This is a genomic window from Aerococcus sp. 150760013-2, from assembly GCF_053627715.1.
Genome location: NZ_JBSEYI010000004.1, coordinates 85,792 through 112,457, shown reverse-complemented (window position 1 = coordinate 112,457; position 26,666 = coordinate 85,792). Strand labels below are relative to the sequence as shown.

The window sequence follows — 26,666 nt, the reverse complement described above, 5'->3', positions numbered from 1 at the left end:
TAAGAACAACAATTAGAATGGGGAAAATGAATGCAACAAAAGAGACCTAACAGACCAAATAGAAACACCTTCATCAGAAGTGGTTTGCTGTGGCTGATTATGTTCTTTGCTTTGATGGCATTAGTTAGATCATTAACGAGTGATTCTACTGGTGGTACCACTGAAGAGTTAACACAATCAGAATTCATTCAAACACTTTCTGATGGAGATGTAGAGAGTTTCTCTATCCAATCCAACGCCGGGGCTTACCAAATCCGCGGTGCTTACAAGGGTTCGGGTGAGGAATCAAGTGAATCATCATCATCAACTAGTGATGGGATTCCAATTTTCCAAGATTTACAACAAAGCTCAGCTTCTGAGTTTGTGGTAAACGTATTACCCAATGACAACACGATTGCAACGATTACGGACACAGCGAATGCGACCGGTACTGAAATGACGGCCTTAGAAGAAGACCAGTCTGGTATGTGGTTGAGCTTATTATTCACTGCTGTACCGATTGTTTTCTTCGTTGTGATTATGTATATGATGTTCAGCCAAAGCCAAGGTGGCGGTCGAAACAACCCAATGTCTATGGGTAAATCGAAGGCTGTTGATCAATCGAAGAAAGAAGTAAAAGTACGATTCTCTGATGTCGCTGGTGCGGATGAAGAGAAACAAGAGTTGGTTGAAGTGGTGGACTTCTTGAAAGATCCACGTAAATTCCAAGCTTTAGGAGCCCGTATTCCAAAAGGTGTGCTTTTAGAGGGTCCTCCAGGTACTGGTAAGACATTGCTTGCTAAAGCAGTTGCCGGTGAAGCTGGCGTGCCATTCTACTCAATCTCAGGTTCTGAGTTTGTGGAAATGTTCGTTGGCGTCGGAGCTTCTCGTGTACGTGATTTATTCGAAAATGCTAAGAAGAGTGCCCCATCTATCATCTTTATTGATGAGATTGATGCTGTTGGTCGTCGTCGTGGTGCTGGTCCAGGATCAGGTCATGATGAACGTGAGCAAACATTAAACCAATTGTTGGTTGAGATGGATGGTTTCTCTGAAAAAGATAATGTTATCGTGATTGCAGCAACTAACCGTTCTGACGTATTGGACCCAGCTTTACTACGTCCAGGCCGTTTTGATAGACAGGTATTAGTTGGTCGTCCAGATGTTAAGGGACGTGAAGCAATCCTGAAAGTACATGCCCGTAACAAGCCGTTCGGCCCAGGTGTGGACTTGAAGGTATTAGCGAAACAAACGCCTGGATTTACTGGTGCTGAACTTGAAAACTTATTAAATGAGGCGGCTTTAGTGGCAGCTCGTGTAGATAAGAAACAAATTGATATGATTGATATTGATGAAGCGCAAGACCGCGTGATTGCTGGTCCGGCTAAGAAAGATCGCGTGATTTCTAAGGTTGAACGTCGTATGGTTGCTTACCACGAGGCTGGTCATACCATTGCTGGTTTAGTCCTAAGCGACGCCCGTGTAGTCCACAAGGTGACAATTGTACCGCGTGGTAAAGCTGGCGGTTATGCGATTATGCTTCCTCGTGAAGACCAAAACCTTTACACAACCAAAGACTTGCGTGAACAAGTTATTGGTTTACTAGGTGGACGTGCCGCTGAACAATTAATATTCAATACCCAAACTTCTGGAGCTTCTAATGACTTTGAACAAGCGACAGGTATTGTTCGTGCCATGATTACTGAATACGGTATGAGTGAATTACTTGGACCAATTTCATACGAAGGTAACCACTCAATGCGTGGGGCAGCTTCTGGTTATGCACAAAACAAATCTTACTCTGAACGCACGGCTGGTCAAATTGATGACGAAGTACGTAAGTTCATGGACGAGTGCTTGGAAGAAGCAGAAAGTATCTTAGCTTCTCACCGTGATCAATTAGATGTGATTGCTAAGAAATTACTAGAACTTGAAACATTAGATGAACGCACAATTCGCGCCTTATTCGAAACTGGTGAAATGCCAGAACCATTAGATGGCGAACAACAACGTGAATCAGAAGCTAAATCTTTTGAAGAAGTGAAAAAAGACTTACAACGTGGCGCTGAGCACCGTCAATACCGTAATGGTGAGTGGTCTGAAGAAATGACTTCAGAAGACCAAACCGAAGCGGCTGATGATGTTAATGACTCTGATGACGACAACGACGATCATCAAGGTCCACAAGGGCGAAACGCACATATAGATCAAGACTAAGGAAGGGCGCGAGCGAACCCGACTAGGGTGTAAGAACCGACTTTTCTTGAATCAATAAAAAACCTCCGATGACATTTTATCGGAGGTTTTTCAATGCAATTAAAGAAGCGACTTTCCTAGCAGCAATAAACGCAGTCATTATTTACCGGGTTGCTTTACACTTTGCTAACTATTATATTTTCACTGTTCGTCAAATTAGGTTAGAATGGTAGTTGAAGAGCGACAAGCGAATAATGGGTGCCTAGCACCTAATGATGGAGTGAAATAAATGACAGATAAATTAATTAAGGCAGTGGCCTTTGATGGTGAAATTCGTATTACAGCTGTAGATGCTACAGGTATTGTCCAAGAGGCACAAAAGAAACATGATACATGGTCTGCTTCTACAGCAGCCCTAGGACGTACGTTAGTGGGTACTTTGATGATGGGGTCTGATATTAAAGATGATGCCAAAATCACTATCCAAATCAACGGGAATGGCCCAGCTGGTAAGTTAGTGGCTGTTGCGGACGGTCAAGGAAATGTGAAAGGCTACGTTCAAGAGCCATATATCAGCCTAGATCCAAACGACAAAGGCAAGATTGATGTACGTGGTGCGGTTGGAACGGAAGGACTTTTTACCGTAACGAAAGATTTAGGTTTGAAAGAACCCTTCTCAGGTCAAGTGCCAATCGTTTCAGGTGAAATCGCTGAAGACTTCACGTACTATCTTGCTTATTCTGAACAAACGCCTTCTGCAGTAGGTTTAGGTGTCTTGGTGGATACGGATGAAACAGTAATTAACGCTGGTGGCTGGATGATCCAATTGATGCCAGGGGTGACTGAATCATCTATTGAAGCCGTTGAAAAGGCCGTTGCTGAAACACCGCAAGTAACCGAATTATTGTCAGATGGCGCGACAGCCAAAGACATGATCAACCGTTTGTTAGGAGAAGAAAATGTCAAATTCTTAGATGAACGTGATGTGCAATTCGCTTGTGACTGTAACAAAGACCGGTTTGCAGCTGGATTAGCGACTTTACCAAAAGAAGAAATCACAGCTATGATCGAAGAAGATAACGGGGCCGAAGTGGTATGTCAATTCTGTAATAAACGCTATCAATTCACAGCTGAAGATTTAAAAGGCATTGAAGACCAAGCTTAAGGTCAAGGTTTGCTATAATAGGCACAATCAACAAGGCTATGCAATCATTTTATAGAGAAAGGTTTGAGCTAGAACATGGAAGTTACAAATTATATGAGTCAATTAATCGGAGAAACACCATTACTGAAATTGCAACGAACAGTCCCATATAAAGCCGCCCAGGTATACGTCAAACTCGAAACAGCTAACCCAACTGGATCAATTTACGACCGAGTTGCCTTAAACATGATTGAGGTAGCGGAAAATGAGGGTCGCTTACAAGCGGACCAACAAATTGTGGTCGCAACTACAGCCGAAGTTGCTGCCTCTTTCGCCTTACTAGGAGCGAGCAAGGGTTATGATACAAAGGCCTTTGTCCCAGATACAGCCACTCACCATGACTTGACAATCTTGCGTGCATACGGGGCTCAAGTGCAACTAATACCCGGCAAACAAGGTGTTGTAGATGCGATGACCCAAGCGCGGGCTTACGCTGAAGCGGGCAACCACCTATTTATTGATGTTTACGATGATGAGGGCAACGCTGCCGTCCATGAAAAAACAACAGGACCAGAAATCATCGAAGCCTTAAACGGCGCGCCAGATGCCTTTGTATCAACTGTCGCAACTGGTGGGACGATGACGGGCGTTGGAACAGCCCTTAGACAAGAGAATAAGGATATCCAACTCTACGCGGTAGAAGATAAGGATAGCAAATTCTTGTCAGGTGAAATGGCTAAGCCAAGTGTAGCTACTGGATTCAACCCAGGTTTATTGCCTTTGAATTTGGATACCACTTTATACGACAGTATTGTGGCTATTGATTTGGCCAAGGCCAAAGAAACTAGTCGTTTGTTAGCCATCAATGAAGGTTTATTGGTAGGGCCAGCAGGTGGTGCGGCAGTTGCAGCAGCTATCGCAGTGGCTAAAACACTAGGCCAAAACAAAAAAGTAGTCGTTGTTATTCCAGATGATGGTAGACGATTTGTTGCTGAAGGTGCTTTCGACTTCAATACAATCAATTAATAGAAGTAATTGAGTGAATAAACATTATTAAAAGTGAAAGAAGGCTTTTATGAAGGAAACAGAAGAACATCTTGGGGATCTACATGGTACGGTTGAACCGGAGCAAATTAAACATTTGAGTAAAATGTTTAAGGCTTTGGGGGATCCGACAAGATTACGCATACTATATTTATTGGCTGAAGGCGAAATGATGGCTACTAAGATTTCTGAAGAATTAGGTTTGGAACAATCAGCAGTGTCGCATCAATTAAAGAAATTGTTTGAATTGCGGCTAGTAAAGAAACGTAAGGAAAGAAATACGGTCATTTACAGCCAGGCAGACAGCCATGTCCTGCAAATTTTAACGGATGCCTTTACGCATATTAAAGAAGAGGATGACCAATAATTGAAAGCATAAGCAGTTCCTACCATAATAAGGTTTTCTTTAACCTAAAAATTTGGTACAATGCTTGTGTTTTCGTATTCTCATAGAGAGACGACAGTTTATCCGAAAAAACTGTTCTGATAGAAATTGTCGACAAGGGTCGCTTGCTTTTTTGACAGAAAGTTGGCAATATAGATAAGTATCAAATTGACTAGAGGATAACGATAGATAAAGTAAGGAGTGTATATAGTGACTGAAGAAAATAATCAACATCAAGCTACTGATGCGACTGAAGGGTTGAACGACCAACTACTTGTCCGTCGTGAAAAAATGGCTGAGTTAGAAGAAAGCGGCTATAACCCATTTGCTTCAGGGTTTGAACGTAACGCAGTAGCAGCTGATTTACACAAAAAATATGAGGCTTATAACAAAGAGCAATTAGCTGAAATGGATGACGTCGTAGCCATTGCCGGTCGTTTAGTAACGAAACGTGGTAAGGGTAAAGCTGGTTTTGGGAACATCCAAGACATGTCAGGCAATATTCAAATCTACGTGCGTCGTGACCACATCGATGAAGAGGATTACGACCACTTATGGAAGAAAGCTGACTTAGGGGATATCGTTGGTGTTGAAGGTACTTTAATGCGTACAAACACTGGTGAATTATCTGTTAAAGCGACGAAATTCGTCCACCTAACAAAAGCTTTACGTCCATTACCGGATAAATACCATGGTTTAACAGACGTAGAACAAATCTACCGTCACCGTTACCTAGATCTAATTGCCAACCGTGAATCATTCGACCGCTTCACAAAACGTTCGCAAATCATCCGTGAAGTTCGTCACTACTTAGACAGTAACGACTATCTAGAAGTTGAAACACCTGTCTTACATAACATTGCTGGTGGTGCCTCAGCGCGTCCATTCATTACCCACCACAATGCCTTAGACATGGAATTATATCTACGTATCGCCCTAGAATTGCACTTAAAACGTCTAGTTGTTGGTGGTATGGAACGTGTGTATGAAATCGGTCGTGTATTCCGTAACGAAGGGATCGATACAACGCACAACCCTGAATTCACTATGCTTGAAGTTTATACAGCTTATAGCAAAATGACTGACGTGATGGACCTAGTTGAAGGTTTATTCCAATCAGTCGCTGAAAAAGTATTAGGTACAACAAGTATCACTTACGACGGTCAAGCAATCGAATTAGGTGGCAAATGGCGTCGTGTACACATGGTAGATGCAGTTAAAGAAGCGAGTGGCGTTGATTTCTGGCAAGAAATGACAGATGAAGAAGCTCGCGCAATTGCCAAAGAGCACCATGTACAAGTTGAAAACAACTTTACAGTTGGACATGTCATTAACGAATTCTTTGAAGAATTTGTTGAAGACACTTTAATTCAACCAACATTCGTTTACGGTCACCCAACAGCGATTTCGCCATTGGCACGTAAAAACGAAGAAGACCCACGCTTTACTGATCGTTTTGAAGTATTCATTGTAGGTTCAGAATCTGGTAACGCCTTTACCGAGTTAACGGATCCAATTGACCAACGTGAACGTTTTGAAGCCCAAGTGAAAGAAAAAGCTGAGGGTAACGACGAAGCGCATCCACTAGATGAAGAATTCTTAGAAGCCTTAGAAACAGGTATGCCGCCTACAGGTGGTTTAGGAATTGGTATCGACCGTATGGTTATGCTATTAACAGACGCACAATCTATCCGTGACGTCTTACTATTCCCAACAATGAGAAACGTAGAACAGTAAGTATAAAAAAAGGCCACACTTTCCCATGCTAGCCGGGGTAAAAGTGGTCTTTATTTTTTTGAGATTATTTGTTGACGCGACCTTGCGAATATGATAAATTATATAAGGTGCTTTTTGTATGCAGATTCCTGTATTTGTATCCAAATCGAACAGTCGTGCTGACTGGTACATTAGCACACAAACATTGAAAAGCTGAAATCGTAGCTGTAAAGCGATTTTTATTTTTTCAAAAAAATTATGACACGCTTGGATGTGTGAGCATAAAGTATATACAAAAAAATCACCCATTAATGGGAAGGAGGAGCTTATAGTTATGCCAACTATTAACCAATTAGTACGCAAATCACGCCAAAGCTCAACTAAAAAATCTGGTTCTCCAGCTTTAGGCCGTGGTTACAACTCAATGAAACGTAAATCTACTTCTACAAACTCTCCTCAAAAACGTGGAGTTTGTACACGTGTAGGTACTATGACACCGAAAAAACCTAACTCAGCGTTACGTAAATACGCTCGTGTTCGTTTATCAAACATGATCGAGGTAACAGCTTACATCCCAGGTATCGGCCACAACTTACAAGAACATAGTGTTGTTCTTATCCGTGGTGGACGTGTGAAAGACTTACCAGGGGTTCGTTACCACGTTGTTCGTGGTGCGTTAGATACTGCTGGAGTTAACGACCGTAAACAAAGCCGTTCTAAATACGGTACTAAAAAACCTAAATAATTAAAATTCGAAAGGAGGAGCACAAATGCCTCGTAAAGGACATATTGCAAAACGTGATGTATTACCAGATCCAATTTATAACTCAAAATTAGTTACTCGTTTAATCAACCGTATCATGGTTGATGGTAAACGTGGTAAAGCAGCTACTATTTTATATACTGCCTTCGACAACATTAAAGCTGAAACAGGTAACGATCCAATGGAGGTTTTCGAACAAGCAATCGAAAACATCGCACCAGTTTTAGAAGTTAAAGCTCGTCGTATTGGTGGTTCTAACTACCAAGTGCCAATCGAAGTTCGTCCAGAACGTCGTCAAACTTTGGCATTACGTTGGTTAGTAAACTACGCTCGCCTACGTGGGGAGAACACAATGGAACAACGCTTATCACACGAAATTATGGATGCTGCTAACAATACAGGTGCTTCAGTTCGTAAACGTGAAGAATCACACCGTATGGCAGAAGCTAACAAAGCCTTCGCACATTTCCGTTGGTAAGAGTTTTCTAAAAGTCGATAATTTATATTGTCGACTTTTCTCTAAAAACGTTATAATGATTGTGGAAACCAATTATTAAACGAATCAAAGAAAAAAGGAGTAAAGATAAGATGGCTAAAAGAGAATTTCCTCTTGAAAAGACTCGTAATATCGGTATCATGGCCCACATTGATGCTGGTAAAACGACGACTACTGAACGTATCTTGTTCTACACTGGTAAAATCCATAAAATCGGTGAAACTCACGATGGTGGGGCACAAATGGACTGGATGGAGCAAGAACAAGAACGTGGTATCACTATTACATCTGCTGCAACAACTGCACAATGGAAAGACCACCGTGTAAACATCATTGATACCCCAGGACACGTGGACTTCACTGTTGAAGTTGAGCGTTCATTGCGTGTATTAGATGGTTCAGTAGCTTTACTAGATGCCCAATCGGGTGTAGAGCCTCAAACAGAAACTGTTTGGCGTCAAGCGGATACTTATAAAGTACCTCGTATTGTATTCGTAAATAAAATGGATAAAATGGGTGCAGACTTCTTATACTCTGTAAACACTATCCACGAACGTTTACAAGCAAACGCTCAACCTATCCAATTACCAATTGGTTCTGAAGATGACTTCGAAGGTATCATTGACTTAGTGGAAATGAACGCTGAAGTTTACACTTCTGATGACGGTAGAGAATACGAAGAACGCGAAATTCCAGAAGAATACCGCGAATTAGCTGAAAAATGGCACACAAACCTAATTGAATCAATCGCTGACGTGAATGAAGATATTATGGAAAAATACCTTGAAGGTGAAGAGATTTCTAAAGAAGAGTTGAAAACGGCTATCCGTACAGCAACTACTAACGTTGACTTCTTCCCTGTAATGTGTGGTTCTGCCTTTAAAAATAAAGGTGTTCAATTAATGCTTGATGCAGTTATCGACTACTTACCTGCACCAACTGATGTACCACCAATCCAAGGTCATGCATTTGACAACCCAGAAGAAGTGATCGAAGTTCGTGCGAACGACGATGCACCATTCTCAGCATTAGCGTTTAAAGTTATGACTGACCCATTCGTAGGTCGTTTAACTTTCTTCCGTGTATACTCTGGTACTGTTCAATCAGGTTCATACATCCAAAATGCTACTAAAGACAAACGTGAACGTTTAGGTCGTATCTTAATGATGCACGCTAACTCTCGTTCTGAAGTAGATGAAGTATTCTCTGGTGATATCGCTGCTGCCGTAGGTCTTAAAGACACTACTACAGGTGATACATTATGTGACGTTGACAACAAAGTTATCCTTGAGTCAATGGAATTCCCTGAGCCGGTTATCGAAGTTGCTATCGAACCAGATACTAAAGCTGACCAAGACAAAATGTCTATCGCTTTAGGTAAATTAGCTGAAGAGGATCCAACTTTCCGTGCGTCAACTGACCACGAAACTGGTCAAACAATCATCGCTGGTATGGGTGAGCTTCATCTTGACATCATCGTTGACCGTTTGAAACGTGAATTCAATGTTTCTGCAACTGTAGGTGCGCCTCAAGTATCTTACCGTGAAACATTCACACAACAAACTCAAGTTCAAGGTAAATTCGTTCGTCAATCAGGTGGTAAAGGTCAATACGGTGACGTATGGATTGAATTCACACCTAACGAAGAAGGTGCTGGATTTGAATTTGAAAATGCAATCGTCGGTGGTGTGGTTCCTCGTGAATACATCCCTGCTGTTGAAGCTGGTCTTAAAGATGCAATGGAAAACGGTGTATTAGCTGGATTCCCATTAATCGATGTTAAAGCTAAACTTTACGATGGTTCTTACCATGATGTCGATTCATCTGAGACAGCTTTCAAAGTTGCTGCTTCATTAGCGTTACGTAACGCTATTAAATCTGCTAAACCTGCAATTCTTGAACCAATGATGCGTGTTGACATCCAAGTTCCTGAAGAATACTTAGGGGACGTTATGGGTCACGTATCAGCTCGTCGTGGACGTATTGAAGGTCAAACACCACGTGGTAACGCGTTGATGATTAACTCACAAGTTCCGTTATCAGAAATGTTTGGTTACGCAACTACTTTACGTTCTGCAACTCAAGGACGTGGTACTTTCACAATGACATTCGATCATTACGAAGCTGTACCAAAATCTATTCAAGAAGACATTATCAAACAATATGGTAAAGGTTCAGAAGATTAATTTTTAAATTAAGACTTTGACCATAGGCTTACTCGTGGAAATCAAGTACCTGCTAGGTTTTTCAAAGGTTAGATGCTTGATTTCTGAAGCGAGTTTGACTATAATGAACTTATTGAAAATCTATAAAATTTAGGTTTATATTTTCTATTCTTAGGAGGAATACATAAAATGGCAAAACAAACATATGAACGTACAAAACCCCATGTTAACGTTGGTACTTTAGGACACGTTGACCACGGTAAAACAACTTTATCAGCTGCAATCGCAACTGTATTAGCTAAACACGGTTTCGGTGAAGCTCAAGACTACGCTTCAATCGATAACGCTCCAGAAGAGCAAGAACGTGGTATTACAATCAATACTTCACACATCGAGTACGAAACAGCTAACCGTCACTACGCGCATATCGACGCCCCAGGACATGCTGACTACGTTAAAAACATGATCACTGGTGCTGCTCAAATGGACGGTGCGATCTTAGTAGTATCTGCTGCTGATGGTCCAATGCCACAAACTCGTGAGCATATCCTTTTAGCTGGCCAAATTGGTGTTCCAGCATTCGTAGTATTCTTAAACAAAGTTGACCAAGTTGACGATGAAGAATTACTAGAATTAGTTGAAATGGAAGTTCGTGACTTATTATCTGAGTACAACTACCCAGGTGACGATCTACCTGTAGTTGCTGGTTCTGCTTTATTAGCATTACAAGGCGACGAAGCTCAAGAAGCTAAAATCATGGAATTAATGGAAGCTGTAGATACTTACATTCCAGAACCAGAACGTGACAACGACAAACCATTCATGATGCCAATTGAGGATGTATTCTCAATCACTGGTCGTGGTACTGTTGCTACAGGTCGTGTTGAACGTGGTGAAATTCGTACAGGTGACGAAGTTGACATCGTTGGTATTGCTGAACAAATCGGTAAATCAGTTGTAACTGGTGTTGAAATGTTCCGTAAAAACTTAGACTACGCTCAAGCTGGTGACAACATCGGTGCATTATTACGTGGTGTTCAACGTGAAGACATCCAACGTGGTCAAGTATTGGCTGCTCCTGGTTCAATCACTCCACATACTAAATTTAAAGCGCAAGTTTACGTTTTATCTAAAGAAGAAGGTGGACGTCATACGCCATTCTTAACTAACTACCGTCCACAATTCTACTTCCGTACTACTGACATCACTGGTGTTATCACTTTACCAGAAGACGTAGCTATGGTTATGCCTGGTGACAACGTTGATATGGACGTTGAATTGATTCACCCAGTTGCGATCGAAGATGGTACTAAATTCTCTATCCGTGAAGGTGGACGTACTGTAGGTGCGGGTACAATCACTACAATCGAAGCTTAATTAACACAATTAAACTTTAAAAATCAAATTTGCAAATTGGAAAGGCGACCGGGTGACGACTCGGTCGTCTTTTTTTGTGCTTCTATAATAAAAGGTTCTATAATAAATAGTGTTGGTGAGATTTCATGTTGAATCTCATTGACACTATTTTTGTGTACGCCAAAAGGCCATGCTATCTTTCATGCATGCAAAACAGTTACCTAACGAAATATCATGAATGATGTAAACAAATAACGAAATATTTTGCCGCAATATCTTTTTTTTTGAACCAAGGGAGTATACTTATGGCAGCGAAATTTAAATGAAATTTGGTGTTTTATGCATATCTTTGAGGATGCGACTACGGTTGCTGTTGGTGGTTTATTAGGCGTTTCAAATGATGTTGTTTTTAAACATGCATATCCTGTGGAAACAAAAATCTCTAAAAGTTTGGTAGCAGCTATGCAGTCACTAGAGTATTCACGAGCCTTTATGGGCTCTCGCATTTTTAGCGATGCTTTTAATGGTAATTTAAATGTATCGGGTGGGTTTGGTCTCTTTAAAAAGGAAGCGCTTATTCGTGTGAATGGTTATGATGTGAATAGTGTGGCTGAAGACATGGACTTGGCTTTACGCTTACATCGGTATTACGTGGAGAATAAAATCCCCTATAATAATCGGTATGTTGCGAATGCAATCTGTTGGACGCAAGCGCCTTTTACTTTAAAAGACTTGGCGAAACAGCAGTCGAGATGGCATCGAGGATTAATATAAAGTATGTGGCAACACCGTACCATCATGTTAAATCCTAAATATGGTTTACTAGGTACCGTATCGTACTTATTCTATTTTCTATATGAATTGATGGCGCCATTTATTGAATTACTAGGTATCATCATTATTTCTTTATCATTCATGCTAAGCATATTAAATGTTTCTTCCGCGATAGCACTTGCGCTGTTATATTTTCTGTTTTGTGTTTTTCAAACGATGGTTTTCTACGTGGGCAGATATTTTATCCAAGACTATCAATTTTTCCGCGGGGATACCTTAAAAGCTTTTGGTATTACAATTCTAGATTCGATCTTCTATAGACCCTATCTACTATTTGTTCGTTTATATGCTGCGATTACTTATAGTACCCACTTGCATAGTTGGCATAAGATTGAACGAGAAGCATTCGATAAGATAAGCTAAATAAAGCTAGTGCATTTGTAAAGAGACAAGTAGCTTTAAGGAATAAGGATTTGTGCTTGCTTGTTGTCTTTTCATTTTTATACAGTATTTGCACATTCTAACCTAAATTAATATAGTAATGAAATTTCAGGAGACCGGATTTAAGGGCCTTTTATTAGAATTCTATGAGTAGATTGTATATAAAATTGTGAAAAATGATAATTTTTTACATGATTTTGTTGACTTTGCATAGTCAATAGCGTAATCTTAGAAAAAACAAAGCAACCTTTTAATCAAGTCCTGTGAGGCTTTCAAGGGGTCAAGTGAAACCATGCGAATGGTTTGTTTACTATATCTTCAATTTACTTGTAGTGTCGTAAAGCGCTTAGCCCTCGGGCTAAGTGCTTTTTTTTATAGTGTAAATGTAAATGGTCATAATCGGTGTGTTCGTTGAAGGTGAGTGAAAAAATGGAAAAAATATTGTTGTTAGAAACTGGTGAAACATTTTATGGTGAAGCTTTTGGTGCTACGAAAGAGGTTATTGGCGAAGTAGTCTTTTCAACAGGAATGACTGGTTATCAAGAATCATTAACTGACCAGAGTTATAACGGTCAAATGTTAACATTTACCTTTCCATTAATTGGAAACTATGGTGTAAATGCTGATGATTTTGAATCTGTAGACCCTACAGTGAAGGCTATCATTTGTCGTGAAGTTGCACGTTTCCCATCTAACTGGCGATCAAAAATGAGCTTGGATGAGTTCTTAGTGGAATATGATATACCAGGCATTAAACATATTGATACGCGTCAATTAACCAAAACAATCCGTAGTCACGGAACGATGAAAGCTAGTTTACTAAATGAGGAGACTGACATTGAAGCTGCGCTTGCGACACTTCGCGCGACAGACTTGCCTACAAACCAAGTAGCGCAAGTATCAACTAAAACGCGATATGTGAATCCAAATGCTGGTAAGAATGTGGTCGTAGTAGACTTTGGTTTGAAACATTCAATTTTACGTGAATTAAACAAACGTGAGTGTAATGTAACGGTGGTACCATATGATACAACTGCCCAAGAAATTTTACGTTTAGCTCCTGATGGCGTCATGTTAACCAACGGCCCTGGGGATCCAACGAGTATTCCAGAAGCTTTAGACATGATTAATGAAATTCAAGGTAAAATACCTTTGTTTGGTATCTGTCTTGGTCACCAATTGTTGTGTTTAGCGAATGGTGGCGAAACCTTCAAAATGAAATTCGGCCATCGTGGCTTTAACCACCCTGTACGTGAAATTGCTACTGGTCGTATTGATTTCACTTCTCAAAACCACGGTTATGCGGTAGATGCTGATTCATTAGTGCATACAGATTTAGAAATCACTCATATCGAAATCAACGATGAAACGGTAGAAGGTGTGCGCCACAAAACTTTACCTGCTTTTAGTGTGCAATATCATCCTGATGCAGCACCAGGACCACATGATGCAGACCACTTATTTGATCGTTTTATTGAATTAATGGATAACAACAAGAACTTGGAGGGGACTATTTAATGCCAAAACGTACTGATATTCACAAGATTATGGTTATCGGATCTGGTCCAATTATCATCGGACAGGCAGCAGAATTTGACTATGCTGGTACACAAGCATGCTTATCTTTACGTGAAGAAGGTTATGAAGTTGTATTGGTTAACTCCAATCCAGCAACTATCATGACTGACACGGAAATTGCTGACAAAGTGTATATTGAACCGATTACGCTAGAATTTGTATCACGCATCTTACGTAAAGAGCGTCCAGACGCGATTCTACCTACTTTAGGTGGCCAAACAGGTTTAAACATGGCGATTGAATTAGCCAATGATGGTATTTTAGATGAATTAGGTATCCAATTATTGGGTACAAAATTATCAGCTATCGATCAAGCTGAAGACCGTGACCTTTTCCGTAATCTAATGCGTGAATTGAATGAACCAGTTCCTGAGAGTGATATTGTACATACAGTTGACGAAGCACTAGCTTTCGCAGAACAGGCTGGTTATCCAGTAATTGTACGTCCTGCCTTTACCATGGGTGGAACAGGTGGGGGGATTTGTAATGACCATGCTGAATTACGTGAAATTGTTGCTAAGGGCCTTAAATTATCGCCTGTAAACCAATGTTTGATTGAAATTTCAATCGCTGGTTACAAGGAAATCGAATACGAAGTAATGCGTGATAGCGCAGATAATGCTTTGGTTGTTTGTAACATGGAAAACTTTGACCCAGTTGGTATTCATACAGGAGATTCAATTGTTTTCGCACCGACCTTGACTCTAACAGACCACGAAAACCAAATGTTGCGCGATGCATCATTAAAGATTATCCGTGCCTTAGGTATTGAAGGTGGTTGCAATGTGCAATTAGCCTTAGATCCAAACAGCTTCAATTACTACGTTATTGAAGTAAACCCACGGGTGAGCCGTTCTTCAGCGCTTGCATCTAAAGCAACTGGTTATCCAATCGCCAAAATTGCAGCCAAAATCGCAGTAGGGTTAACACTTGATGAAATGATCAACCCTGTAACAGGTACAACCTTAGCCGAATTTGAACCAGCTTTGGACTATGTGGTTGCGAAGATTCCACGTTGGCCATTCGATAAATTCGAGAAAGGTGATCGTCAGTTAGGTACTCAAATGAAAGCCACTGGTGAAGTCATGGCTATTGGTACGAACCTTGAAGAAGCGCTGTTAAAAGCTGTCCGTTCACTAGAAATTGATGCTGAACATATGGCAACAACTGCTAGTCGCGAAGCTGATGAAGTAACCTTAATTGATAAGATTACACGTGCACAAGACGACCGTATCTTCTACTTAGCTGAAGCTTTGCGCCGCGGATATACCATTGAACAATTGCATGACATGACAAAAATTAATCTCTATTTCCTAGATGTTTTAATGCACATTGTAGAATTAGAAAATACACTTGAAGCCAATAAAGAAGATGCTGCTGTCTTAAAAGAAGCAAAACGTTATGGTTTCTCTGATTTAGCCATCTCTAGACTATGGGAAAATGATTTAGCAGATGTACGTGACTTACGAGCTGCAAACGGCATTCGCCCAGTCTACAAAACCGTTGACACCTGTGCGGCCGAGTTTGAATCGAACACACCATACTACTATTCAACCTATAGTGCTGATAACGAAAGTATGCCTTCAGACAAAAAGACTGTTTTAGTATTAGGTTCAGGTCCCATCCGTATCGGTCAAGGGGTAGAATTTGACTACGCCACAGTTCACTCTGTTAAAGCAATCCAACAAGCTGGCTACGAAGCGATTATCATGAATAACAACCCAGAAACAGTTTCAACTGATTTCTCTATTTCGGATAAACTTTACTTCGAACCACTTACTTTAGAAGACGTACTACATGTCATCGACCTTGAACAACCAGAAGGGGTTATTGTACAATTTGGTGGTCAAACAGCGATAAATCTAGCTGAACCATTACATGCATTAGGTATTCCTATCTTAGGGACAACCGTAGAAGACTTAGATCGTGCTGAAGACCGTGACTTGTTCGAGCAAGCCTTAACAGACTTAGGAATCCCTCAACCAGAAGGTTTTACAGCAATGTCTGTAGAAGATGCTTTACAAATCCCAAGTAAGATTGGCTATCCAGTCTTAGTACGTCCAAGTTATGTCTTAGGTGGGCGTGGTATGGAAATCGTGGATAACGATGCCGACTTACGCAGCTATATGGAAGATGCCATGATTGCCTCTCCAGACCGACCAATTTTGATTGACCATTATGTAGTGGGTACCGAAGTCGAAGTCGATGCAATTTGTGACGGTGAAAATGTCTTAATCCCAGGAATTATGGAACATATCGAACGTTCTGGGGTCCACTCAGGTGACTCTATGGCCGTTTATCCTTCACAAAGTCTAACTGATGAGGTGAAGGCGACCATCGTCGATTACACTGAACGTCTATCTTTTGGCTTAAATTGCTTGGGTATGATGAATATTCAATTCATTGTTCAAGATGGCCAAGTTTATGTGATTGAAGTAAATCCACGTGCCAGCCGTACAGTACCTTTCTTGAGTAAGGTAACGGGTATTCCAATGGCACAAGTAGCAACGCGTGCTATCCTTGGCGAAAGCATTATTGACCAAGGTTACCAACCAGGTCTTTACGCTGAAGGCAACATGGTTCATGTAAAAGCACCAGTATTCTCATTCACTAAATTGAACCTAGTTGATCCGCAATTAGGACCAGAAATGAAATCAACTGGTGAAGTGATGGGTTCAGATATCAACCTTCAAAAAGCACTATACAAGGCCTTTGCAGGTAGCAACATCCACGTCAATGATTTCGGTAATGTCTTGTTCACAATTACCAAGGCTGACGTAGCAGAAAGTTTGGCATTGGCACAACGTTTCCGTCAAATTGGCTTCAGTGTCATGGTAACGGGCGACATGCAAGCGGAATTTGAAGCTGCAGGTATTGATACTGTTGCAGTGACATCAAATGAAGTAACAGACGAAAAAGAAATTGAGCAAACATTAGTGAACTTGATTACCGAAGAACGTGCACAAATTATCATTAATACATGGGGTCGCGCGCGACACGACCAAAACTCGGGTCAATTAATTCGTAAAGCTGCCATCGAGCGTGGTGTGCCACTATTAACATCCATCGATACAGCAGAAGCAATTCTATACGTATTGGAAGACCGCGGTTTCCAAATCAAAGCGTTAGTATAAACCGCCATCTGATTTGAAACTTTAGGCAAAATAAAAAGGTAGTCCGAAAGTACATGAAACTTTCGGGCTACCTTTTTTGTTATTGAAATGGATTATAGAAACGACCACCATTGGTAAAGAATAGATATATACCAATCGCTACAATGATGACTGTCACAAACAGGGCAAGGAAATCCCCACGCTTGAAGGGGCGTGCGCTATACCATGTACGTCGATTTTCTTTACCAAAACGACGCAATTCCATCGATTGGCTAATCACTTCAATGCGGTCGAGACTAGAAAATATCAAAGGCATGATAACCTGAGCCGAACGCTTAATGCGTTGGAAAAAGGGCGCCTTTTTTGACATTTCAATCCCGCGCGCTTGTTGGCTTTGACGAACAGCAAAGAATTGACTTTGGATATCCGGAATATAGCGTAAGGCTAAGGCCACAGCATAAGCAATACGGTAGGAAACCCCAATCCGGTTTAAGGAAGAAGCAAACTCACTAGGGTTTGTCGTTAAGATAAAAATTAAAGCCAGGGGTATGGTCGAGAAATATTTAACAAACAGATTAAACTCATAGAATAGTTGTTCCTGAGTGATGGTATAACGACCAATACCTTCAGCAATCACCGTACGTGCTCCATAGAGTTGAACCCCGTATTCTGGTTCGAAAATATAGATCGTAATTAGGTTCAAAATAGAGAAGAAGAGGATAAAGTAAATGACTGTATTCACTTCAGACCATCGAATCTTGGAAAGCCAAAAGAGTACAAGCGACAAAATACCCAAGCCAATCAGAAATCTTGTATCGTAGGATGTCATGGCAATAACCGAAAGGGTGATAAAGGCAATTAACTTGGTTGCACCAGATAAACGGTGAAGTGGCGTGTCATGGGCAATGTAGCCTAATGTTTGGGCTTGTGTTTTAGCCATAGTCAGTCACGCTCCTTTCTATACCTGCTGTCGTTGGGTTAACTGCTGGAAGATTTCGTTCAAAGCGAATGAAGGTATCAATAAAGTTTGTCGGTGTGATATTAGGCAATGTCTTGGCTAACTGATAAATGCTAGTTGGTGCCAAATGTGCTTGCTTCATCAAATATTCATTAGAAAGAACGGCAGAAGGTTTATCATCTGCTAGAATTTTTCCATCATGTAGTACGATGGTTCGATTAGAGTATTCCTGCATCAAATGCATATCGTGGGTAATCATCAATATGGTGATTCCTTCGGTAGCATTCAATTCTTGAATAAATGTCATCATATCCGTGTAGTGTTTATAATCTTGTCCAGCCGTAGGTTCATCCAAAATCAAGAGCTTTGGATTTAAGACTAGAATGCTTGCAATCGTCGCGCGTCTTTTTTGCCCATAAGATAGTGCCGAAATTGGCCAATTACGATAGGGATATAGACCACAAATGGTCAACGCATGACCCACACGTTCCTGTAAGGCCTCATCCGTTGCATACTGGTACAAACCGCGATTGATTAAACCCGCAGCCACCTCATCCGCCAGAATATTCTTTGAAATCATCAAATTTGGATTCTGCATGACATAGTCTATATTATCTGCAATTTCCTTAATCGATAGATTTGCCGCATCTTGACCGAACAAGGTAATTGTCCCCGCATCAGGACGCTCAAAACCACACAGGAGCTTAGCGAGCGTTGATTTGCCAGCCCCATTCGTGCCGACCAACGAAATGAGTTCCCCATCGTAGATTGTCAGATGCATATCGGAAATCAGAGGCGCATCTTGATAGCGAAAAGCAACATCATCGAGTTGAACAATTGGGGTCTGTTGGACATCTTGGCTCGTTTCAACCTGACTATCATACCAAGTCGTTAACTCCTGCGCCACCTTAGGCGTTACTAGGTCAGGTGTAAAGGCACCAAGGTGTTGAAATTGATCCAAGGAGACCCCAGCATAAGCAAAAGCATCCAAATAGAGGGGTTGACGAACTCCAATTTGGTCCAACAAATCAGAACGTAGCAACGCGTCAACGGACATATCGCCCACCAAATGGCCGTCTTCAATCACGATGACGCGATCAATATCAGCAATCAGGGTTTCCTCCAGACGATGCTCGATCACAATCGTCGTTAATTGTTCAGACGCATTTAGCTGACCAATGAGTGCCATGGTTGCTAAGCCCGATGCTGGGTCTTGATTAGCTAATGGTTCATCAAATAGGGCAATCGGTGATTCGTCAATTAAAACCCCACCAATAGATACCCGTTGTTTCTGCCCGCCTGACAAGGCTTGAGGTTTGGCATTTAATAAGTCATGAAGATCTAATGTAGTAGCCCAGGCATTTACCTTGTTTACCATTTCTCCTTGATCAACATAATCATTTTCTAAAGCAAAGGCTAGGTCTTCAGCTACTGTTAAGCCAACAAATTGACCATCGGTATCTTGCAAGACGGTACCAACTTGTAGTGAAAGGTCAAAAATTGACTGTCCTTTAATTGATTGCCCGTTAATAAAAATATCACCTGTGAAATCACCGTCAAAGGTATTGGGGATTTGCCCATTAATCATTTTTCCGATAGTGGATTTCCCAGAACCTGAAGGTCCGATAATAAGTACTTTCTCACCAGGATAAATGGCAAATGACAAATCGTGTAGATTTAAGTCCGCTTGACTCGCATAGCGAAAAGATACATTTTTAAATTCAATAGCCGGTGTGACATTCAAGTCCACCGGCTCTGTTGTAAATACGTTATTCATAATAAAAACTACTTTCTATTATTGCTCTTTACGCAAACTTCCTGATTTCGTACGTGTAGAAGCATATCCTTTAAGTAACAATGTACCAATAATACCAACAGATAATGCGTTAACAAGTGCAGAAACACCACCTTGTAAGAAAACTTTGTTGGCAGGTTCAGAATAAATTAAAATGTCTAAGACTGGTGCAATGACAACCCATGATAACACGTTCACGATAACTTGACCAATATTGAATTGAATTGCATCTTTCAGTGTAAAAATACCTTCGTTTACTTTTAAACGACGACCTACGATACCAAAACCATAACCAGCAAAACCAGATGTTAGTACCCATGACCACCACAAACCGTATGTTAATAGGTCTTTGATAGCGTGACCGATTAAACCAATGAATAGACCAGCAAATGGTCCAAAGATAGTAGCCATTAAAGCTAAGAAGGGATAGGTTGTTTCAATACTTGTATTTGGAATACCAGTCGGGATAGATAGGAAGCGACCTAAGATAAAGAATACGGCTGCACCCACACCGATAGCAACTAGGGTTGTAATAGATGATTGTTTTTTATTCATTTTTATTCTCCTTTTAATGTTTCTTCTATATAATATAGGGTTTTACTTATGGTGATTTAAATGGAAAAATAGCTTTAAATTTTTCGAACTTCAATTTGCCAATCAATTCCGGTACCAACACCGTAAGTTTCAGCAAAGTTCTTTTGATTAATTGCGACACCTAGATTTAATAATGAATTGATATAACCGATTGGTTCACCAACAGGCACGTCCGCAAATGAATGGCCAAATAGAATATAATTTTGATAATGTTTGATGCCGTTATGGTAAATGGTTACGCTGATCGTATCGCCGTTTTCAATCCCAGCTGTTTTTAAGGTACTTGAAGGGATATTCGTCCAAAGTGAGCCAAATCGGATATCAAGAATATCTACGGTACCGTGGATAACACCATCGGCTTCATACAGTTCCCCTAATTCGAAAGTAGTAACATCTTCCACAGCGACAGTTTTTTCTAATTGATTGAAATAATCAGCATTATTCGCTAACATGGCGCCGTTGTACACATACACATCGCGTCCATGGAAGGTGTGTGATTCTTCTGAATGCGGCAAACGATTTTTGATCTCGTCAATCTCTTTAACAGCTTCTAGTCCCAAGTGTGCAGCTACATGTGTCAAAGTACCATTATCTGGCGTAATGATGTAGTGACCTGTTTTAGTTTTGGCTACAACTGATTTACGAGCTGAACCAACACCAGGATCTACTACAGATACGAATACTGTTTCCTCAGGCCAGTATTTAATCGTTTGTAATAAGCGATATGACGCCGCAAAGATGTCATATGGAGGAATCTCGTGTGTCAGGTTTGAAATTGTTAGGCTGGGATCTACGGTATAGGCAACACCGTACATTGCTGCTACCGCACCATCACCTAAACCAAAGTCAGTTTGTAATACTAAGAAACTATTCGTCATATCTGTATCCTCCAATGATATAATATCCTTTTATAGGCTTATCATACGCAACTTGTGGGCATTTAACAATCACTGTCAAATGAATTTCGCAGGATATAAGCTATCGCAAGTGATAGGTAAACTTGTTCGGTCCAAGTGGAGATATATGATTTTTGAACAGTCATTTGTTACAATAAACACCGAAAGCATGAATTCGCTATAATATAGAAGTAATCCTTATTTGAAAAAGCTGGTCCGGATTAGCTGACGACCATCTAAAGGAGAGAATGCTATTTTCCGAGAAACTCAATAGCCAATAATAAATAAGAATGATTATACAGTTATTATATAGAAGAAAAATGAAAGGAAGGCAAGATTTAATGACGCAGCCATTCGGCAAGAAACGTTTAATAGAAGTATTGACCGCATATAAGGCAGATCCCAATCCGTTAACAACGCTGGCTATGTTGACCACGATGGCGACCGCCCACTTATACGCTATCCAACTAGAGGGGACACCAGCCGACAAAAGTATCTGGTTAACTTACGACAAAGAAAAGGGACAACGAGAGCTTGTGACTTTCACGGACAAAGATCAAGCTAGCCAATACGCATCTAAAGCAGATAATGTTTCGACTCAGCAAATGACTTTTAAGCAGATTGCCTTGATGGTTTTAGCCAAAGACAACCCTATTGATAGCTTTATCGTTAATCCTTGGACCACCAAAGCAAAATTTAATCAAAGTATCATCGAAAAGGTATGGCAGTACGCGATAAAACATGTATAATATACCTAATGAAAGATGACACAGTAGGGCGCGTTGCTAAGAAATGGCAACCGCCTTGTAAAATGTTTCAAAATGATACACTAGGTAGCGTTGGCAATAACCCCCAAAAAATAGCCTTTAATAAAGAAATAGCGATAAATAAGGATTTTTTTAAAAAAAAGACGAGAAAAAGCTTGCACTGCCTAGTTTAATTTTGTATACTAATTGGGTGCCGTTTTATACGGAGCAACAGTATTTGCGTGCAAACGTTGATACACCAATAAGCAGTGATGTATGAGGTTGCGACACACCCGGTAGCATTGCCATAAGGGTGGCCGGTAATTCATACGGAGCAAGTCAAATTTAAAATATGACGAGGAGGAAAAGTCATGGCAAAACAAAAAATTCGTATTCGTTTAAAAGCTTACGAACACCGTGCATTAGATCAATCAGCAGCTAAAATTGTTGATACTGCACAACGTACAGGAGCAGAAGTATCAGGTCCAATTCCATTGCCTACTGAACGCTCATTATTCACAGTAATCCGTGCAACACATAAATACAAGGATTCACGTGAACAATTCGAAATGCGTACGCACAAACGTTTAATCGACATCGTTAACCCAACACCAAAAACTGTTGATGCGTTAATGAAATTAGATTTACCATCAGGCGTAGACATCGAAATCAAATTATAATTCCAGAATCATCGAAACAAATTAGTTAACCCAATTATTAAATAAAAAAATTATACGGAGGTGTACTCATGACTAAAGGAATCTTAGGAAAAAAAGTAGGTATGACACAATTCTTTACAGAAACTGGTGAATTAGTACCAGTTACAGTTATCGAAGCACAACCAAACGTTGTTTTACAAGCTAAAACAAACGAAACTGATGGCTACGAAGCTATTCAAGTTGGTTTTGACAACAAACGTGAAGTATTGGCAAACAAACCTCACAAAGGTCATGTAGCAAAAGCAGAAACTACTCCTAAGCGCTTCATTAAAGAATTCAAAGATGTTGAGCTAGGAGATTACGAAGTTGGATCAGAAATCAAGGTTGATATCTTCCAAGCAGGAGACATCGTTGATGTTACGGGTACTTCAAAAGGTAAAGGATTCCAAGGTGCTATCAAGCGTCATGGTCAATCACGTGGACCTATGTCACACGGTTCTCATTACCACCGCAGCCCAGGTTCAATGGGTATGGCGTCGGATGCTTCTAAAGTATTCAAGGGTAAAAACTTACCAGGACAAACTGGTGGTACTCAAATCACTATCCAAAACCTAGAAATCGTTAAAGTAGATGCAGAGCGCAACGTCATCTTAATCAAAGGTAACGTTCCAGGTGCTAAAAAATCTATGGTAACAATCAAATCTGCAGTTAAATCTGCTGAATAATACCAGGAAGGAGGAACAGTTTCATGGCAAACATTACATTATTTAAACAAGACGGTTCACAAGCTGGCGAAATCACATTAAACGATGAAGTCTTCGCAATTGAACCAAATGAAAATGCAATTTACGATGTAGTTATTATGCAACAAGCTTCATTACGTCAAGGTACCCACAAAGTTAAAGGACGTTCAGAAGTTAGCGGTGGTGGACGTAAACCATGGCGTCAAAAAGGTACAGGTCGTGCTCGTCAAGGTTCAATCCGCTCTCCACAATGGGTAGGCGGTGGCCGTGCATTCGGACCAACACCTCGTTCATATGCTTACAAATTACCTCGTAAAGTTCGTCGTTTAGCTTTACGCTCTGCATTATCTAATAAGGTAGCAGAAAACAACTTTATCGTTGTTGATGAATTAGCATTCGAAACACCAAAAACTAAATTATTCCAAGAAGTGTTGAATAACTTACAAGTTGAAAATAAAGTTTTAGTTGTAATCAATAAAGACAACGACAACGCACAATTATCAGCTCGTAACTTACCAAACGTAAAAGTAGTTGATGAAAACAACGTTAACGTATTCGACTTAGTTAACTCTGAAAAAGTCATCATTACAAAAGCAGCACTTTCTAACGTAGAGGAGGTACTAGCATAATGTTGGCACACGACGTAATCATTCGCCCAATCATCACTGAAGAATCAATGTTGAAAATGGACGAAAACAAATACACTTTTGAAGTAGCTGTTAAAGCAAATAAAACAGAAGTTAAACAAGCAATCGAAGAATTGTTCAACGTAGACGTGAAAAACGTAAACATCATGAACGTTCGCGGTAAATTAAAACGTATGGGACGTTTTGCTGGTTATACACGTAAACGCCGTAAAGCAATCGTAACCATCGCTGAAGGTCAATCAATCGAAATCTTCGGAAACGAAGCAGAATAATTAAGATAGGAGGAAATTCACGTGGCGATAAAAACATATAAAGCAACGACTAACGGTCGTCGTAACATGTCAGGTTCAGATTTCTCAGAAATCACTAAAACAACTCCTGAAAAAACATTGTTAGAATCACAAAGCAAACGTGCTGGTCGTAACAACAACGGTCGCATTACAGTTCGTCATCACGGTGGTGGACACAAACAAGCTTACCGTATCATTGACTTCAAACGTAATAAAGACAACGTTGAAGGTTTAGTGAAAGCTATTGAGTACGATCCAAACCGTTCAGCTAATATTGCGTTAATCCACTATACAGATGGTATTAAAACTTACATCATCGCACCTAAAGGTTTACAAGTTGGTGCTCGTATTTCTTCTGGTGAAGCAGCAGATATCAAAGTTGGTAATGCATTACCATTGAAAAACATTCCAGTTGGTACTTTAGTACATAACATTGAAACTAAACCTGGTAAAGGTGGACAATTAGTTCGCTCTGCTGGTGCTAGCGCTCAAGTGTTAGGTAAAGAAGACAAATACGTATTGATCAAATTAACTTCTGGTGAAGTTCGTATGATCTTAGGTACTTGTCGTGCAACAATTGGTGTTGTTGGTAACGAACAACACAGCTTAATCAACGTAGGTAAAGCAGGACGCTCTCGTTGGGCAGGTAAACGTCCAACTGTTCGTGGTTCTGTAATGAACCCTAACGATCACCCTCACGGTGGTGGTGAAGGTAAAGCTCCAGTCGGACGCCCAAGTCCAATGACTCCATGGGGTAAACCTGCACGTGGTATTAAGACTCGTGATAAGAACGCACGTAGCAATAAATTAATTGTACGTCGTCGTAACTCTAAGTAATCACATTAAATAGGATAGCGAAGGGAGCCAAATAAATATGAGCCGTAGCTTGAAAAAAGGACCTTTTTGTGATGACCATTTAATGAAAAAAGTGGTTGCACAACAAGACGCACAAAAGAAACAAGTAATCAAAACATGGTCACGCCGTTCAACAATTTTCCCTAACTTTGTTGGGTTAACAATTGCTGTATACGATGGCCGTAAACATGTACCAGTTTTTATCCAAGAAGATATGGTAGGTCACAAACTAGGTGAATTCGTACCAACTCGTACATACAAAGGACATGGCGCTGACGACAAGACAACTCGTCGTTAATCTGAGAGGAGGAAATAAAGAATGGCAGAACAAATTACATCTGCAAAAGCAACTGCAAACACAGTTCGCGTTTCTGCTCGTAAAGCACGTTTAGTTGTTGATTTAATCCGCAACAAAACTGTCGGTGAAGCTATTGCAATCTTAAAAAACACTCCTCGTTCAGCATCTCCTGCTGTAGAGAAAGTGTTAATGTCTGCAATTGCAAACGCAGAACACAACTTTGGCTTAGAGCCAGCTAACTTAGTAGTAAGCGAAGCATTCGTAAATGAAGGACCAACGATGAAACGTTTCCGTCCACGTGCGAAAGGTACAGCTTCTAGAATCAACAAACGTACAAGCCACATTACAGTGGTAGTAAAAACAGCAGAGGAGGCATAATTAATGGGACAAAAGATTAATCCTATCGGTATGCGTATCGGCGTCATCAAAGATTGGGACGCTCGTTGGTATGCAGAAAAAGACTTTGCAGATACTTTACACGAAGACTTACATATCCGCGAATACATCGCTGAAACATTAAAAGATGCTTCTGTATCTCAAGTTGAAATTGAACGTGCTGCAAACAAAGTTAACGTAAACATCCACACTGCTAAACCGGGTATGGTTATTGGTAAAGGTGGTTCTGAAGTTGACGCATTACGTAAAACTTTAAACAACCGTACAGGTAAAAAAGTACACATCAACATTGTAGAAATTAAAAAACCTGAATTAGACGCTAAATTAGTTGGTGAGTCAATCGCTCAACAATTAGAAAACCGTGTAGCTTTCCGTCGTGCGCAAAAACAAGCAATCCAACGCACAATGAAATCAGGAGCTAAAGGTATCAAAGTTCAAATCTCAGGTCGTTTGAATGGTGCCGACATGGCGCGTTCAGAAACTCAAGTAGAAGGAACAGTTCCATTGCATACATTGCGTGCGGACATCGACTACTCATGGGAAGAAGCCGACACTACTTACGGTAAGATCGGTATCAAAACATGGGTATGCCGTGGTGAAATCCTTCCAACAAAAAATATTCAAGGGGAGGCTTAAAAC

26 protein-coding genes are annotated in these 26,666 nt (G+C 40.5%); 22 read left to right on the top strand and 4 right to left on the bottom strand.

From position 1 onward, the window contains the following. Positions 1-30 precede the first annotated feature (30 nt). The 13 genes from ftsH (at position 31) to carB (ending at position 17,171) form a co-directional block, all read left to right on the top strand. Positions 31-2,196: an ATP-dependent zinc metalloprotease FtsH gene (ftsH, locus tag ACUW85_RS03320; protein WP_182023167.1), complete on the top strand. Its 2,166-nt coding sequence runs from the start codon at positions 31-33 to the stop codon at positions 2,194-2,196. A 268-nt stretch (positions 2,197-2,464) separates the two neighbouring features. Beyond that, positions 2,465-3,340: an Hsp33 family molecular chaperone HslO gene (hslO, locus tag ACUW85_RS03315; RefSeq protein ID WP_182023166.1), complete on the top strand. Its 876-nt coding sequence runs from the start codon at positions 2,465-2,467 to the stop codon at positions 3,338-3,340. Between the two features lie 75 nt (positions 3,341-3,415). Continuing rightward, the gene (locus ACUW85_RS03310; RefSeq protein ID WP_182023165.1) at positions 3,416-4,345 is read left to right on the top strand and encodes a PLP-dependent cysteine synthase family protein; all 930 of its coding nucleotides are present in this window, start codon (positions 3,416-3,418) and stop codon (positions 4,343-4,345) included. A gap of 49 nt (positions 4,346-4,394) precedes the next feature. Further along, a complete protein-coding gene (locus ACUW85_RS03305; protein ID WP_182023164.1) occupies positions 4,395-4,730 on the top strand; it encodes an ArsR/SmtB family transcription factor in 336 nt (111 codons plus the stop codon). A gap of 228 nt (positions 4,731-4,958) precedes the next feature. After that, positions 4,959-6,485 (top strand): lysine--tRNA ligase, encoded by a 1,527-nt coding sequence (lysS, locus tag ACUW85_RS03300; RefSeq protein ID WP_182023163.1) that lies wholly within the window; start codon positions 4,959-4,961, stop codon positions 6,483-6,485. A gap of 313 nt (positions 6,486-6,798) precedes the next feature. Further along, entirely contained in the window at positions 6,799-7,209 is a 411-nt protein-coding gene (rpsL, locus tag ACUW85_RS03295) for a 30S ribosomal protein S12 (RefSeq protein WP_026465805.1), read from the top strand. Positions 7,210-7,234: 25 nt separating this feature from the next. Then, positions 7,235-7,705 carry a 30S ribosomal protein S7 gene (gene rpsG, locus ACUW85_RS03290; protein ID WP_016896550.1) on the top strand — a complete coding sequence of 157 codons (471 nt, stop codon included), beginning with the start codon at positions 7,235-7,237 and terminating at the stop codon, positions 7,703-7,705. A gap of 110 nt (positions 7,706-7,815) precedes the next feature. Then, positions 7,816-9,909, top strand: a complete 2,094-nt coding sequence (gene fusA, locus ACUW85_RS03285; protein WP_016896551.1) for an elongation factor G — start codon at positions 7,816-7,818, stop codon at positions 9,907-9,909. A gap of 168 nt (positions 9,910-10,077) precedes the next feature. Then, entirely contained in the window at positions 10,078-11,265 is a 1,188-nt protein-coding gene (tuf, locus tag ACUW85_RS03280) for an elongation factor Tu (RefSeq protein WP_048727763.1), read from the top strand. A gap of 318 nt (positions 11,266-11,583) precedes the next feature. Next, positions 11,584-12,018: a glycosyltransferase family 2 protein gene (locus tag ACUW85_RS03275; protein ID WP_182023162.1), complete on the top strand. Its 435-nt coding sequence runs from the start codon at positions 11,584-11,586 to the stop codon at positions 12,016-12,018. Between the two features lie 3 nt (positions 12,019-12,021). Further along, entirely contained in the window at positions 12,022-12,441 is a 420-nt protein-coding gene (locus tag ACUW85_RS03270; RefSeq protein ID WP_149315103.1) for a hypothetical protein, read from the top strand. Between the two features lie 447 nt (positions 12,442-12,888). Next, entirely contained in the window at positions 12,889-13,977 is a 1,089-nt protein-coding gene (locus tag ACUW85_RS03265) for a carbamoyl phosphate synthase small subunit (RefSeq protein ID WP_149315104.1), read from the top strand. After that, the gene (gene carB, locus ACUW85_RS03260) at positions 13,977-17,171 is read left to right on the top strand and encodes a carbamoyl-phosphate synthase large subunit (protein ID WP_149315105.1); all 3,195 of its coding nucleotides are present in this window, start codon (positions 13,977-13,979) and stop codon (positions 17,169-17,171) included. Before ACUW85_RS03265 ends, carB begins: the two co-directional genes overlap by 1 nt. Before the next feature lie 79 nt (positions 17,172-17,250). On the opposite strand, the gene ACUW85_RS03255 is transcribed toward carB, so the two are convergent. From ACUW85_RS03255 to ACUW85_RS03240, 4 genes are all read right to left on the bottom strand, one after another. Beyond that, entirely contained in the window at positions 17,251-18,090 is an 840-nt protein-coding gene (locus ACUW85_RS03255) for an energy-coupling factor transporter transmembrane component T family protein (RefSeq protein ID WP_149315106.1), read from the bottom strand. Further along, complete coding sequence (locus ACUW85_RS03250) at positions 18,083-19,885, bottom strand: ABC transporter ATP-binding protein (RefSeq protein WP_182023161.1); 1,803 nt, start codon at positions 19,883-19,885, stop codon at positions 18,083-18,085. Before ACUW85_RS03250 ends, ACUW85_RS03255 begins: the two co-directional genes overlap by 8 nt. An 18-nt stretch (positions 19,886-19,903) precedes the next feature. Continuing rightward, a complete protein-coding gene (locus ACUW85_RS03245; RefSeq protein ID WP_048727747.1) occupies positions 19,904-20,458 on the bottom strand; it encodes an ECF-type riboflavin transporter substrate-binding protein in 555 nt (184 codons plus the stop codon). A gap of 74 nt (positions 20,459-20,532) precedes the next feature. Further along, on the bottom strand, positions 20,533-21,375 hold the full coding sequence (locus tag ACUW85_RS03240; RefSeq protein ID WP_149256026.1) for an SAM hydrolase/SAM-dependent halogenase family protein: 843 nt from the start codon (positions 21,373-21,375) through the stop codon (positions 20,533-20,535). 359 nt (positions 21,376-21,734) lie between these two features. On the opposite strand from ACUW85_RS03240, the gene ACUW85_RS03235 reads away from it, so the two are divergent. The 9 genes from ACUW85_RS03235 to rpsC all read left to right on the top strand — a co-directional run bounded on the left by ACUW85_RS03235 (position 21,735) and on the right by rpsC (position 26,663). Beyond that, positions 21,735-22,142: an SseB family protein gene (locus tag ACUW85_RS03235; protein WP_259345804.1), complete on the top strand. Its 408-nt coding sequence runs from the start codon at positions 21,735-21,737 to the stop codon at positions 22,140-22,142. 368 nt (positions 22,143-22,510) lie between these two features. Next, positions 22,511-22,819, top strand: a complete 309-nt coding sequence (gene rpsJ, locus ACUW85_RS03230; RefSeq protein ID WP_016896561.1) for a 30S ribosomal protein S10 — start codon at positions 22,511-22,513, stop codon at positions 22,817-22,819. Positions 22,820-22,887: 68 nt separating this feature from the next. Further along, the gene (gene rplC / locus ACUW85_RS03225; protein ID WP_004262542.1) at positions 22,888-23,523 is read left to right on the top strand and encodes a 50S ribosomal protein L3; all 636 of its coding nucleotides are present in this window, start codon (positions 22,888-22,890) and stop codon (positions 23,521-23,523) included. 23 nt (positions 23,524-23,546) lie between these two features. Continuing rightward, on the top strand, positions 23,547-24,170 hold the full coding sequence (gene rplD, locus ACUW85_RS03220) for a 50S ribosomal protein L4 (protein WP_016896562.1): 624 nt from the start codon (positions 23,547-23,549) through the stop codon (positions 24,168-24,170). Beyond that, entirely contained in the window at positions 24,170-24,460 is a 291-nt protein-coding gene (gene rplW / locus ACUW85_RS03215; protein ID WP_004262545.1) for a 50S ribosomal protein L23, read from the top strand. Before rplD ends, rplW begins: the two co-directional genes overlap by 1 nt. A 21-nt stretch (positions 24,461-24,481) precedes the next feature. Further along, positions 24,482-25,315, top strand: a complete 834-nt coding sequence (gene rplB / locus ACUW85_RS03210) for a 50S ribosomal protein L2 (protein WP_016896563.1) — start codon at positions 24,482-24,484, stop codon at positions 25,313-25,315. A 37-nt stretch (positions 25,316-25,352) separates the two neighbouring features. Beyond that, positions 25,353-25,631: a 30S ribosomal protein S19 gene (gene rpsS, locus ACUW85_RS03205; protein ID WP_016896564.1), complete on the top strand. Its 279-nt coding sequence runs from the start codon at positions 25,353-25,355 to the stop codon at positions 25,629-25,631. Positions 25,632-25,652: 21 nt separating this feature from the next. After that, entirely contained in the window at positions 25,653-26,009 is a 357-nt protein-coding gene (rplV, locus tag ACUW85_RS03200) for a 50S ribosomal protein L22 (RefSeq protein WP_048727736.1), read from the top strand. Positions 26,010-26,012: 3 nt separating this feature from the next. Further along, positions 26,013-26,663: a 30S ribosomal protein S3 gene (gene rpsC, locus ACUW85_RS03195; protein WP_004262563.1), complete on the top strand. Its 651-nt coding sequence runs from the start codon at positions 26,013-26,015 to the stop codon at positions 26,661-26,663. The last annotated feature ends 3 nt before the right edge of the window (positions 26,664-26,666 follow it).